The following is a 12360-nucleotide window of genomic DNA, read 5'->3' as shown; positions in this document are numbered from 1 at the left end:
GGTTGGCGCCAGGGTTGGTGCATGCGACAGCCGACACTCACAGATCGAACCGAGGACCCCGAACTCCGATGAAGACGACGACGATGTTCCGCAACATAGCCAACCCCCGCCGCACGACCCTTGCGCACCTCAAGGACGCCGAGGAGCTGCAGGCGGCACCGGCCACCCCGGAGCACTCCGTCGAGCTGCCGACGCAGACCGCGAACCCGCGCCGCACCATCCTCATGAACGTGCCGGTCGCCGCCGCCGCGGAGTAGCCACCCCGCAAAGGAACGTGAAGCGCCGCTGCCCGCCGCGTTAGCCTGGGGTCCGCAGACTCCAGCCAGCGGAAATACAGAGGGGCAGACGCAACAGGTGCGCATCGCCAGGTTCTCGATCGACGGCAACGTCGCGTTCGGCGCGGTCGAGGGCGACGGCGCCCCCGGCGACGACTCCACGCTCGTGCTCGACATCATCAAGGGCATCCCCTTCGCGGACTTCGAGCTCTCGGGCACGAAGGTCCCGCTGAGCAAGGTCCGACTGCTGCCGCCCGTGCTCCCGAACAAGGTCGTGGCCATCGGCCGCAACTACGCGGAGCACGCGGCGGAGCTCGGCAACGAGGTCCCCGACGCCCCGATCACCTTCTTCAAGCCCTCCACCTCGGTGGTCGGCCCGGGCGACCCGATCACATATCCCTCCTTCTCCCAGGACCTCCACCACGAGGCGGAGCTCGCCGTGGTCATCGGCCGGATGTGCCGGGAGGTCCCGAAGGAGCGCGTCAAGGACGTCATCCTCGGCTACACCTGCGCCAACGACGTCACCGCGCGCGACGTCCAGAAGCGGGAGAAGCAGTGGGCCCGGGCCAAGGGCTTCGACAGCTCCTGCCCCCTCGGCCCCTGGATCGAGACCGACCTGGACCCGAGCGACCTGACCATCCAGTGCACGGTCAACGGCGAACAGCGCCAGCTCGGCCGCACCAGCGACATGGTCCGGTCCATCGAGGACCTGATCGTCCACATCTCCGAGGCCATGACGCTGCTCCCCGGCGACGTCATCCTCACGGGGACCCCGGCCGGAGTCGGCCCCCTCAACGTCGGCGACGAGGTCGCCGTCACCATCGAAGGCATCGGCACTCTCACCAACAAGGTGATCAAGCGTGGTTAACGGACCCGTCCGCGTACGTTTCTGTCCCTCCCCGACCGGCAACCCCCACGTGGGCCTGGTCCGGACCGCACTCTTCAACTGGGCGTTCGCCCGCCACCACGGCGGTACGTTCGTCTTCCGCATCGAGGACACCGACGCGGCCCGCGACTCCGAGGAGTCCTACGACCAGCTGCTCGCCTCGCTGCGCTGGCTCGGCTTCACCTGGGACGAGGGCCCCGAGGTCGGCGGCCCGCACGCCCCGTACCGCCAGTCCGAGCGCATGGACATCTACGCGGACGTCGCGAAGAAGCTGCTCGACGGTGGCTACGCGTACCACTGCTACTGCTCCACCGAAGAGCTCGACGCCCGCCGCGCGGCCGCCCGCGCCGCCGGCAAGCCCTCCGGCTACGACGGCCACTGCCGCGAGCTCACCCCCGTGCAGATCGAGGCGTACCAGGGCGAGCACCGCCCGGCGATCGTCCGCTTCCGGATGCCCGACGAGCCGATCACCTTCACCGACCTCGTCCGCGGCGAGCTGACCTTCACCCCGGACAACGTGCCGGACTTCGGCATCGTCCGAGCCAACGGCGCCCCGCTCTACACACTGGTCAACCCGGTCGACGACGCGCTGATGGAGATCACGCACGTCCTGCGCGGCGAGGACCTGCTCTCCTCCACCCCCCGCCAGATCGCCCTCTACAAGGCGCTGATCGAACTGGGCGTCGCCAAGAGCACCCCCGCCTTCGGCCACCTGCCGTACGTGATGGGCGAGGGCAACAAGAAGCTCTCCAAGCGCGACCCCGAGGCCTCGCTCAACCTGTACCGCGAGCGCGGCTTCCTCCCCGAGGGCCTGCTGAACTACCTCTCGCTCCTCGGCTGGTCCTTCTCCAAGGACCAGGACGTCTTCACGATCGAGGAGATGGTGTCGAAGTTCGACATCGACGGCGTCAACGCCAACCCGGCCCGCTTCGACCTGAAGAAGGCCGAGTCGATCAACGGCGACCACATCCGCCTGCTGGACCCGAAGGCCTTCGCGGACGCCTGCGCCCCGTGGCTGCAGGCCCCGCACGCCAACTGGGCCCCCGAGGACTTCGACGCCGAGGCCTGGGCACGGATCGCCCCGCACGCCCAGACCCGGGTGACCGTCCTGTCGGACATCACTGCCAACGTCGACTTCCTGTTCCTGAAGGAGCCGGTGTCGGACCAGGCCTCGTGGGACAAGGCGATGAAGGGCGAGCCGGCCGCGCTGCTCACCACGGCGCGCGCCAACCTGGAGTCGGCGGACTGGACGGACCCCGAGTCCCTCAAGCAGGCCGTCCTGACCGCCGGTGAGGCCCACGGCCTCAAGCTCGGCAAGGCCCAGGCGCCGGTCCGCGTGGCCGTCACCGGCCGCACGGTCGGCCTGCCGCTCTTCGAGTCCCTGGAGATCCTGGGCAAGGAGCGGTCGCTGGCCCGCATCGACGCGACGCTGGCGAAGCTCGCCGCGTAGCTCTCGACGTACGTCCCGCGGGGGGCGGTGGCCGGAACGCCCGGACACCGCCCCCTGCGGCGTTGTCGGAGGCGGGCCCTAGGCTCCGGGAGAACGATCACCACTCGCTCCCGCACTTCGGAGGCACCCGTGCCGATGACCCCGCCCGACTACGCCTGGCACTTCACCCCGGGCTCCGCCTTCACCCACCAGGACGGCACGACGGGGACCCTGGCCCCGGTCGTCATCGGCGAGGTGACCCTGCCCACGGGCAGGGTCGTCGCCTGCGACCCCTTCGTCTGCCTCGGGCAGGACGAAGTCGAGCCGTTCAGTGTCGTGGTGGAACCGGGTCGGTACCGGGCGGAAGCCGCGATCGCCACGCTGGTGCGCCCCGGGGCCCCGCAGGGACCCCGCCCGCACACCCGGGTCGCCGCCGCGCGTCTGGTGATCCGCGACACCCCGACCACGAGGTGGGAGATGGCCGTCGACGAGGGTCAGGACCCCGCCTCCCTCGGCGAGGACGAGTTCTACGGCTACGGCGTGGACGCCGGCACCGGCTGCTTCTACGACGCCTCCGCCGACGGCTCCTTCCCCGGCACCGAGGACGAGGAGGGGGCGGTGTGGGCCGCCATGGAGACGGTCGGGGACGGCCCGGCCGTCTTCCTGGCCGAGGGAGAGGACGGTCACACCCTCGCCGGCTTCACCTCCGGGTGGGGCGACGGCTGCTACCCGACCTGGATCGGGCGCGACGCCGAGGGCCGGGTCACCTGTTTCGTGACGGACTTCCTGGTCGTACCCACGGCGCTGGTGCCCGCGGCGTAGGCTCGGCCCCATGCCGATCCGCGCCGTGCTGTGGGACATCGACGACACCCTCTTCGACTACACCGGGGCCGATGCCGCCGGACTCGCGCGCCAGTTGGAGGCCGAGCGGCTCGCGGAGCGGTACGGGACCCCCACGCAGGCGCTCGCGCTGTGGCGGGAGATCACCGACCGGCACTGGGCGCGCTTCGCGGCCGGCGAGGGCACCTTCCAGGGGCAGCGACAGGAGAGGGTGCGGGAGTTCCTGGAGCGGCCCGCGATGACCGCGGACGAGGCCGACGCCTGGTTCGACCGGTACGTGGAGCACTACAAGTCCGCCTGGGTCGTCTTCCCCGACGTGGTTCCCGCGCTCGACGCCCTCGCGGCCGACTACCGGCACGGGGTGCTCTCGAACTCCTCCACCGCGAACCAGGACCCGAAGCTGCGCGACCTCGGTCTGCGCGACCGCTTCGAGGTGCTGGTCTGCGCCGTCGAACTCGGGATCAGCAAGCCCGAGGCGGGAGCCTTCCTCGCCGCGTGCGAGGCGCTCGGCCTGCCGCCCGGCGAGGTGGCGTACGTGGGGGACCAGCCGGAGATCGACGCGCGGGGTGCGCGTGACGCGGGATTGACGGCCGTCTGGATCGACCGCACCGGTGGCCGCGGCCCCGGGCCCGAGGGGGCGCACCGCATCGAAGGCCTTGACCAGCTCCCACAGCTGCTGGCACGGGATACCCGTTTTGGAGCACGGTCAGGCATCCGGTAATGTTCTTTCTGCGCCGCCGGAGCGGGCCGAAAGGCCGGACGGAGGCGCCACCCGAAGAGAAACCCCGGTGAGGGGTTGACTTTTGGTGGGGTATGGTGTAATTGGCAACACGAGGGTTTCTGGTTCCCTTATTCTAGGTTCGAGTCCTGGTACCCCAGCGCAGTGCAGCAGTAACGCAGTGCTTTGCCCCCGTTGTGTAGCGGCCTAGCACGCCGCCCTCTCAAGGCGGTAGCGCCGGTTCGAATCCGGTCGGGGGTACAGATCCTTCCCGCGAGATCTCCAGGGTCGCACCCGGACGTCTTGATGCAGGATCGCTAGGGCCCCCGTTGTGTAGCGGCCTAGCACGCCGCCCTCTCAAGGCGGTAGCGCCGGTTCGAATCCGGTCGGGGGTACTGTTGGTCTGGTCTAGACCACTTTGGGCTATAGTGTAATTGGCAACACGAGGGTTTCTGGTTCCCTTATTCTAGGTTCGAGTCCTGGTAGCCCAGCGCAGTAACAGCAGCACCAGCTAGCCCCCGTTGTGTAGCGGCCTAGCACGCCGCCCTCTCAAGGCGGTAGCGCCGGTTCGAATCCGGTCGGGGGTACGCATCGAAGAGGCCCTCCGCGTTCATCGCGGAGGGCCTCTTCGCCGTTCCGGAAAAGTTGGTTCACTCCTCACACCGCCCCAGGGAATGCCACCATGATCCCTGAGATGATGGTGGAGGGCTGGGTGTGAACGACTTCCATGCTGTCGCTGGGCTGCGTGCGACCGAGGCGAAGGTGCTGGAGGCATCCGGGCACACCCTTGGGGCGGTCTACCTCGCGGGGTACGTCGTCGAGTGCCGACTGAAGTCGTACCTGCAGTTGAGCGGCATTCCGTTCCCCCGTAGCGGCGCGGCGGGGCACAACTTGCGGGGGCTGTGGTCCTCGGCAGGATTTACGGCTCCCCGGGGGCATAGTGAACTCTTCCTCAGTCACTGGGGGACGGAGTTGCGCTATGCAGTGGAGCTGCCGAAGGGTGTCGATGCCGCCGACCTGCTGAAGGGTGGCGTAGACCTCGCAGCGTGGGTGTCCACGCGCATCAGAAGTGCTGGGTCGCGACAGGCGGGCAGGGGCAGAGGATCCCGGAGATGAAGGAGATTCCGACCAAGATGTCAGTCCACGATGAGCAGATCGGCGAGATCAGGCGATGCGCTGAGGCCAGCGCCCCCGGTGCTGAGGTCCATGTCGTCAGCGATGCGTCCGGCCTCATCGTGCGTGTGGTGTCGGACGGATATGCGGCGATTCCGTATGTCGACCGCTTCGACTGCACCTTTGGCGATCTCACGTCCGGTGCACGTGAGGCAGTCCACACGTGGGAGCTGCTCGCGCCGGCAGAAGTCTCCTGGTACGGCGACCTCGCCGTGGAGCAGACGAGTCAGCCGGGTTGGTCCGCCGCCTTCGACCGGGCAACCGCAAGCGAGCCGGCCGGGATCGTCTTTGCCAGTGATCTGGACGAGGACCTGGACTCTGCGCCGGTGGTCACCTTCTACAGCCTCAAGGGTGGTGTGGGGCGAAGCACCGCGCTGGCGGCCGTGGCGCGCAAACTGAGCGCCGAGCACGGTTTGAAGGTGCTCTGCATCGACATGGACCTGGAGGCCCCAGGGCTCGATGCCCTATTCGGAATCGAAGGAGACGTGGCTGCCGACAAGGGCGTGGTGTCAGCACTCTTGCAGTACGAGTTCGGGGGTGATGTCCCGATCTTGGAACACGTGGTCCCGGTGGACGATGCCGGGCGGCTGTACTGCCTGCCGGCCGGCAAGCTGGACAGCGCCTACGCGGCGCAGCTTCGTTCGCTGGAGCCGGAGATCTGGTACCGCGAACGCGTCAATGCGCTCCATCGGCTCGTTGACGACGCCCGCAGTTCCAACTTGCATCCGGACGTCATTCTGATCGACTCGCGTACGGGAGTGAGCCCGGTGGCGGCGCCGTTGCTCTTCGACGTCTCCGACATGGCCGTGGTGTGCTTCCACCCGCATGGTCAGGCGCGGCTCGGCACCGAGTTGCTGGCCAGGGCTCTGCTGAGGTCAACCACGCGTCGAAGCCGGGCGGGCAACGAGCTGACCCCTGAACCGAGGTTTGTCGTGTCCCCCATGCCGCCGGGTCTCAGCGCCACCCGGCTGGCGGAGCGTGCGAGGTCATGGGTGGAAGGGTGGGTCGAGCCCTTTACCTCGGCGCGGACAGGGGTGTCTCCGCTCTCGGCCGATGAGATCACCCACGTGATCCCCTACAGCGCGGACGTTGCGTTCTCGGACACGGTTGCGACCTCCAGAGCTCAGCTGACCCCGTACAGCAAGATCGCCGACTGGATCGTTCAGATCGTGCCCGAGCGGGCGCCCGAGCCGGGGCTGCACCAGCGCACGTCGGCAAGCAAGGCGGCAGCGCTCCAGCAGCTGTCCTTCTCCACCGGTACGGCTGAACTGCTCGACCACGATGAGTTCTTGCAGGACTACGTCGTCACTCGCCAGGTGAACGAGACTGCAGACCCGGATATTCCGCTGATCATCGGGCGCAAAGGCACCGGAAAGACCGCTCTGTTCCGGTGGTTGGCCGCTGGTGGGTCGGACGGCTGGGCGCCGGTTCTGGTCACGACGCCGAACCAGTTTGCAGATCGCCCTGACTGGTCGTTCGGGGCGGACAACTATGGCGCCATCGACGGTGCTCTCGTGGCCAAGGGCCTCGACTGGGGCTCCTTCTGGCAAGTTCTGGTGGCTCTCGCCATTTACCGGACGCACGCTCAGCATTGGGACATCGGAGCCCCTCACCCGGCGATCCGTGGCATCGAGGAAGGCGACTACGCCGCCACCCGTGCCATTGTCGAAGTGCTCTCCGACCCGATGGGGCCCCTGGAGTGTGCAGACTGGCTGCGACGGGTGGACGCACGCGGTGATCGCCTGCTGCTGCTTTTCGACGGCTTGGACACGGCTTTCGGTCACTCGCCTGACCAACGGATCCGACGGTCCACTGCCATCGCGGGGCTGCTCACCAAGCAAGCTGATCTGGCGCCGCGCCTCAAGAATGTGCGGATGAAGATTCTTGTGCGCCAGGACATCTGGCAGGGTCTGCGCTTCGAGAACAAGAGCCACTTCTTCGGACTCTCCCGCCGGCTCCAGTGGGAGGAGCGCGAGGAGTACTTCAAAGTCGTACTGAAGCGGGCAGTACGAGCCGAGGCCTTCAGGGACATTCTGGCGGCCTTCGACGAGAACCTTCCGGGGCTCGATGTCGCCTCTTGGAGCCCTGACCAGGTGGCTGCAGCGTGGGGTGCGCTGGTGGGAGAGCGCATGCGAGGTGAACGGACTGCCTTCACCTCAAACTGGGTGTGGAATCGGCTGGCCGACGCGAATGGAGACCACTCGCCACGGGCGCTGCTACAGCTCTTCGCAGCCGCTCTTGTCTGGGAACGTGACGAGGAGAGGCGGAGCGGATACGACCGCTCGGTCCTGCGCCCCCGGAGCCTTGCTTTGAGCCTGGAACGCGTCAGCGATCCGGCGCTCTCCGCTCTGTTGGACGAGGAGTTCCAAGAGCTCCAGCAGGTGGCCGCAGCCTTGCGGGAGTACGGAAGGACGCCCGTTAGCGAGGATGTCCTGGAGGATGCCCTGGGTAAAACGCCGGAAGACCTGATCGGCCTGGCCCAGGAGGCGGGGCTGATCGCTCCCATCGAGAGCGACGGGTCGCCCCGTTCCTTCCGGGTGCCGGACCTCTACCGGTGGGCCCTCAGCGTGACCCGCCGAGGACCGATGTAACCGAACGTGATGCAGGGGCCGCTGCCCGGACGTGTGCGGCGTCGGCGGCGGCCCCTGTCGGGCTCGTGAGGATGACGTCGAGGTGTTCCGCCCACCTCGAGAGGCGGAATTTCAGGGAATCGCTGCTCAGCCGGAGCGGCGCAGCGCCTCCGTGAGTCGGGCGGCCGCGTCGATGACGGCCTGGGCGTGCATCCGCCCCGGGTGGCGGGTCAGCCGCTCGATCGGCCCGGAGACCGATACGGAGGCCACCACACGGTTCGACGGCCCGCGCACCGGCGCCGAGACGGAGGCCACGCCGGGCTCCCGCTCGCCGATCGACTGCGCCCAACCGCGACGCCGTACGCCCGAGAGCGCCGTCGCCGTGAAGCGCGCGCCCTGAAGGCCGCGGTGGAGCCGCTCGGGCTCCTCCCACGCCATCAGGATCTGCGCGGCCGAACCGGCCTTCATCGGGAGCGTCGAGCCCACCGGGACGGTGTCCCGAAGGCCCGAGAGCCGCTCCGCGGCCGCCACGCAGATGCGCATGTCTCCCTGACGGCGGTAGAGCTGCGCGCTCTCTCCCGTCACGTCACGGAGGTGGGTGAGTACCGGTCCCGCCGTGGCCAGCAGGCGGTCCTCGCCGGCCGCGGCGGCGAGCTCCGCCAGCCGCGGTCCGAGGATGAACCGGCCCTGCATGTCCCTCGCCACCATCCGGTGGTGTTCCAGTGCCACGGCAAGGCGATGTGCCGTGGGTCGTGCGAGCCCTGTCGCCGCGACCAGCCCGGCGAGGGTGGCCGGACCGGACTCCAGTGCGCTCAATACCAGAGCTGCCTTGTCGAGAACGCCGACGCCGCTAGAGTTGTCCATGAAACGATATTCGCGTCTCACACTGTGAAACGCAAGTTCAATTTTTCCAAGAACGAGCGAGTCTGTATGTGCGGGTCCACGAACCACTGGGTCCGAGCCGTCGTCCGGGACGTGGGGTACGGGCGGCACGGCGCACAAGATCTCTATGAAGCGCCGGCACAACCGGCCGGCCGGAGGGAAAGCGATGGGTAGGACACTCGCGGAGAAGGTCTGGGACGACCATGTCGTCCGGCGCGCCGAAGGCGAGCCCGACCTCCTCTTCATCGATCTGCACCTGCTGCACGAGGTGACCAGCCCGCAGGCCTTCGAGGGGCTGCGTCAGGCCGGCCGCAAGGTCCGACGCCTCGACCTCACCATCGCGACCGAGGACCACAACACCCCCACCCTCGACATCGACAAGCCCATCGCCGACCCGGTCTCCCGCGCCCAGCTGGAGACCCTGCGGGCGAACTGCGCCGAGTTCGGCGTGCGCCTGCACTCGCTGGGCGACGTCGAGCAGGGCGTCGTCCACGTCGTGGGACCGCAGCTGGGTCTGACCCAGCCCGGCACCACCGTGGTCTGCGGCGACTCGCACACCTCCACGCACGGCGCCTTCGGCGCGCTGGCCTTCGGCATCGGCACGAGCCAGGTCGAGCACGTACTGGCCACCCAGACGCTGCCCCTGGCCCGCCCGAAGACGATGGCGATCACCGTCACCGGCGCACTGGCCGAGGGCGTCACCGCGAAGGACCTGATCCTGGCGATCATCGCCAAGATCGGTACCGGCGGCGGCCAGGGCTACATCCTGGAGTACCGGGGCGAGGCCATCGAGAAACTGTCGATGGAAGCCCGCATGACGATCTGCAACATGTCGATCGAGGCCGGTGCCCGCGCGGGCATGATCGCCCCTGATCAGACCACCTTCGACTACCTGCAGGGCCGCGACCACGCCCCCACCGGCGAGGACTGGGACGCGGCGGTCGCGTACTGGCGGACCCTGCGCACCGACGACGACGCGGTCTTCGACGCGGAGGTCGTCATCGACGGCGCCGCGCTGTCCCCCTTCGTCACCTGGGGCACCAACCCGGGCCAGGGCGCGCCGCTGTCGGCCCACGTCCCCGACCCGGCTTCGTACGAGGACGCTTCGGAGCGCCTGGCAGCCGAAAAGGCCCTGGAGTACATGGGGTTGACCGCCGGACAGCCGCTGCGGGACATCAAGGTCGACACCGTCTTCGTAGGTTCCTGCACCAACGGCCGCATCGAGGACCTGCGCGCCGTCGCCGGCATCATCGACGGCCGCAAAGTCGCCGACGGCGTACGGATGCTGGTCGTCCCGGGCTCGGTCCGGGTCGCCCTGCAGGCCGTGGAAGAGGGCCTGGACAAGGTCTTCAAGGACGCCGGCGCCGAGTGGCGGCACGCGGGCTGTTCCATGTGCCTGGGCATGAACCCCGACCAACTGGCGCCCGGTGAACGCTCCGCGTCCACCTCCAACCGCAACTTCGAGGGCCGGCAGGGCAAGGGCGGGCGCACCCACCTGGTCTCCCCGCAGGTGGCCGCCGCCACCGCGGTGCTGGGCCATCTGGCCTCGCCCGCCGACCTGTCCGCCGCCGACGCGACCGCCGGAGTCTGAACCATGGAAGCCTTCACCACCCACACCGGCCGGGCCGTCCCGCTGCGCCGCAGCAACGTCGACACCGACCAGATCATCCCGGCCCACTGGCTGAAGAAGATCACCCGCGACGGGTTCGAGGACGGGCTCTTCGAGGCCTGGCGCAAGGACCCGGAGTTCGTCACGAACCGCCCGGAGCGCGCCGGGGCGACCGTCCTGGTCGCCGGCCCCGACTTCGGTACGGGTTCCTCGCGCGAGCACGCCGTCTGGGCCCTGCAGAACTTCGGCTTCAAGACGGTCATCTCCTCCCGCTTCGCCGACATCTTCCGTGGGAACTCCCTGAAGAACGGTCTGCTGACCGTCGTCCTCCCGCAGGAGACCGTCGAGCAGCTGTGGAAGCTGACGGAGGCCGACCCGACCGCCGAGATCACGGTCGACCTGGTCGACCGCCAGGTGCGAGCGGAGGGCGTCGTCGCGGAGTTCGAACTCGACGACAACGCCCGTTGGCGTCTGCTGGAGGGCCTGGACGACATCTCGCTCACCCTTCAGAACGAAGCGGACATCGCCACCTACGAAAGCGCCCGACCCACCTTCAAGCCGCGCACGATTCAGGTCTGATTCCTGCCTGATCAGCGCTTATTCACCTTCTGGTGATCACATCGACAACACTGTGCCCCTCGCCCTCCGGCGGGGGGCGCAGTCGTTTGTTGAGGCCCCGTGAGGCGACAACTCGCCCCAGATGGCACAATCTGTGCATGGAACGCGACAGTCAACTCCAGCTCTACGAACTCGTCGCGGACCGGTTGAAAGAAGCACACACACGGGTGCGCTCACTGCAAGTCCCGGAGGGCGTAAGGATGGCGCTGTCCCGGAAGCTGTTGGTCGTCACGGCCGCGGCGAAGCATGATCTCGCCGATGCGGCCAGGCGCCTGGACAGGTTGATGAAGGACCTCGACGAGGGTCGATTCCCTGAAGGCGACTGATGCGAAGGAACTCCGTAACGGCCTACAGCGTTGCGGCACTAGGGTGATTAGCCCGTTTCGTGTTTGATTTGCGGTATATATCCGCCTAACGTGCGAAATAAGCTTGAACACATTCGTTCTGGCGAAGTCTCCGAAGGGGAAGACGTGAACAAGGCGCAGCTCGTAGAAGCGATTGCCGACAAGCTGGGCGGCCGTCAGCAGGCCGCGGATGCTGTCGACGCGGTACTGGACGCGATCGTCCGCGCTACCGTCGCGGGCGACCGGGTCTCGGTCACGGGCTTCGGCTCGTTCGAGAAGGTCGACCGTCCGGCCCGTTACGCCCGCAACCCGCAGACGGGTGAGCGCGTCCGGGTCAAGAAGACCTCTGTGCCCCGCTTCCGTGCCGGCCAGGGCTTCAAAGACCTGGTCAGCGGCACCAAGAAGCTCCCCAAGGGCGGCGAGGTGTCCGTGAAGAAGGCGCCCAAGGGCAGCCTCACGGGTGGTGCCTCCGCCACGGTCAAGAAGGCCGCCGCGAAGAAGGCCACCACCGCCAAGAAGGCCGCGGCGAAGACCACGGTCGCCAAGAAGGTCGTGGCCAAGAAGGCCACCGCGACCGCCAAGAAGGCGGCGGTGAAGAGCACCGCCACGGCCAAGAAGGCCACCGCGGCCGCCAAGAAGACCACCACCGCGGCCAAGAAGGCCACGCCCGCCGCGAAGAAGACCACCGCCGCGGCGAAGAAGACCGCGCCGGCGGCCAAGAAGGTCACCGCAGCGACGAAGGCGCCCGCCAAGAAGACGGCGACGCGCAAGGCCACCGCGAAGAAGACCACCGCCCGCAAGAAGTAGGGGCACGCGTCACACAGGCCGGGCCGGCTTTCCCCGTGCGGGGGAGCCGGCCCGCGGTGCGTTCGGCCCACCGGAGCCCCGTCCGGGGCGCGGGCGGGCGTGCCTTCAGAACGTCTGCAGCGTCACCAGGGTGATCCGCAGGTTCGCGCCCGCACCGTCCGTCTCGATCCGGACCCGCTGCCCGGGCCGCAGCAGCCGCAGGCCGCCCG

11 protein-coding genes and 5 tRNA genes are annotated in these 12360 nt (G+C 68.3%); 15 read left to right on the top strand and 1 reads right to left on the bottom strand.

The features are described from left to right. The first annotated feature begins 68 nt into the window (after positions 1-68). The 11 genes from ACWG52_RS11370 (at position 69) to ACWG52_RS11320 (ending at position 7912) form a co-directional block, all read left to right on the top strand. Positions 69-257 (top strand): hypothetical protein, encoded by a 189-nt coding sequence (locus ACWG52_RS11370; RefSeq protein ID WP_266379372.1) that lies wholly within the window; start codon positions 69-71, stop codon positions 255-257. Between the two features lie 97 nt (positions 258-354). Then, positions 355-1143 (top strand): fumarylacetoacetate hydrolase family protein, encoded by a 789-nt coding sequence (locus tag ACWG52_RS11365; RefSeq protein WP_389805274.1) that lies wholly within the window; start codon positions 355-357, stop codon positions 1141-1143. Continuing rightward, positions 1136-2611: a glutamate--tRNA ligase gene (gene gltX, locus ACWG52_RS11360; protein WP_389805271.1), complete on the top strand. Its 1476-nt coding sequence runs from the start codon at positions 1136-1138 to the stop codon at positions 2609-2611. The genes ACWG52_RS11365 and gltX overlap by 8 nt, the downstream gene beginning before the upstream one ends. A 129-nt stretch (positions 2612-2740) precedes the next feature. After that, entirely contained in the window at positions 2741-3412 is a 672-nt protein-coding gene (locus ACWG52_RS11355) for a DUF4241 domain-containing protein (RefSeq protein WP_389805268.1), read from the top strand. 10 nt (positions 3413-3422) lie between these two features. Continuing rightward, complete coding sequence (locus ACWG52_RS11350; protein ID WP_389805265.1) at positions 3423-4151, top strand: HAD family hydrolase; 729 nt, start codon at positions 3423-3425, stop codon at positions 4149-4151. A gap of 86 nt (positions 4152-4237) precedes the next feature. Next, a tRNA-Gln gene (locus ACWG52_RS11345) sits at positions 4238-4309 on the top strand. Positions 4310-4336: 27 nt separating this feature from the next. Beyond that, positions 4337-4409: transfer RNA gene (locus ACWG52_RS11340), tRNA-Glu, on the top strand. Between the two features lie 61 nt (positions 4410-4470). Beyond that, a tRNA-Glu gene (locus ACWG52_RS11335) sits at positions 4471-4543 on the top strand. A gap of 24 nt (positions 4544-4567) precedes the next feature. Then, positions 4568-4639 (top strand) — tRNA-Gln (locus ACWG52_RS11330). 23 nt (positions 4640-4662) lie between these two features. Further along, a tRNA-Glu gene (locus ACWG52_RS11325) sits at positions 4663-4735 on the top strand. A 525-nt stretch (positions 4736-5260) separates the two neighbouring features. Further along, the gene (locus ACWG52_RS11320; protein ID WP_453128600.1) at positions 5261-7912 is read left to right on the top strand and encodes a tyrosine-protein kinase family protein; all 2652 of its coding nucleotides are present in this window, start codon (positions 5261-5263) and stop codon (positions 7910-7912) included. A 126-nt stretch (positions 7913-8038) separates the two neighbouring features. Here ACWG52_RS11320 and ndgR read toward each other — a convergent pair whose 3' ends face one another. Continuing rightward, positions 8039-8755 (bottom strand): IclR family transcriptional regulator NdgR, encoded by a 717-nt coding sequence (ndgR, locus tag ACWG52_RS11315; protein WP_007266782.1) that lies wholly within the window; start codon positions 8753-8755, stop codon positions 8039-8041. Positions 8756-8939: 184 nt separating this feature from the next. Between ndgR and leuC the strand changes: the two genes are divergently transcribed. From leuC to ACWG52_RS11295, 4 genes are all read left to right on the top strand, one after another. Beyond that, positions 8940-10364 (top strand): 3-isopropylmalate dehydratase large subunit, encoded by a 1425-nt coding sequence (leuC, locus tag ACWG52_RS11310; protein ID WP_389805261.1) that lies wholly within the window; start codon positions 8940-8942, stop codon positions 10362-10364. Between the two features lie 3 nt (positions 10365-10367). Then, entirely contained in the window at positions 10368-10961 is a 594-nt protein-coding gene (gene leuD / locus ACWG52_RS11305) for a 3-isopropylmalate dehydratase small subunit (RefSeq protein ID WP_033222857.1), read from the top strand. A gap of 137 nt (positions 10962-11098) precedes the next feature. Beyond that, the gene (locus tag ACWG52_RS11300; protein WP_390166359.1) at positions 11099-11326 is read left to right on the top strand and encodes an SCO5555 family protein; all 228 of its coding nucleotides are present in this window, start codon (positions 11099-11101) and stop codon (positions 11324-11326) included. A gap of 144 nt (positions 11327-11470) precedes the next feature. Then, positions 11471-12151 carry an HU family DNA-binding protein gene (locus ACWG52_RS11295; RefSeq protein WP_389805256.1) on the top strand — a complete coding sequence of 227 codons (681 nt, stop codon included), beginning with the start codon at positions 11471-11473 and terminating at the stop codon, positions 12149-12151. Positions 12152-12360: the final 209 nt, after the last annotated feature.

The sequence above is a fragment of the Streptomyces sp. CLCI03 genome (assembly GCF_053615355.1).
Note: the sequence above shows the minus strand (reverse complement) of the source record. Positions and strands in the feature narration are given on the sequence as shown.

What these genes read in the sequence shown, in the direction of transcription:
- ACWG52_RS11370 (WP_266379372.1), top strand. Translation starts at nt 69, where the DNA reads ATGAAGACGACGACGATGTTCCGCAACATAGCCAACCCCCGCCGCACG.
- ACWG52_RS11350 (WP_389805265.1), top strand. Translation starts at nt 3,423, where the DNA reads ATGCCGATCCGCGCCGTGCTGTGGGACATCGACGACACCCTCTTCGAC.
- ACWG52_RS11320 (WP_453128600.1), top strand. Translation starts at nt 5,261, where the DNA reads ATGAAGGAGATTCCGACCAAGATGTCAGTCCACGATGAGCAGATCGGC.
- ndgR (WP_007266782.1), bottom strand. Translation starts at nt 8,755, where the DNA reads ATGGACAACTCTAGCGGCGTCGGCGTTCTCGACAAGGCAGCTCTGGTA.
- leuC (WP_389805261.1), top strand. Translation starts at nt 8,940, where the DNA reads ATGGGTAGGACACTCGCGGAGAAGGTCTGGGACGACCATGTCGTCCGG.
- leuD (WP_033222857.1), top strand. Translation starts at nt 10,368, where the DNA reads ATGGAAGCCTTCACCACCCACACCGGCCGGGCCGTCCCGCTGCGCCGC.
- ACWG52_RS11300 (WP_390166359.1), top strand. Translation starts at nt 11,099, where the DNA reads ATGGAACGCGACAGTCAACTCCAGCTCTACGAACTCGTCGCGGACCGG.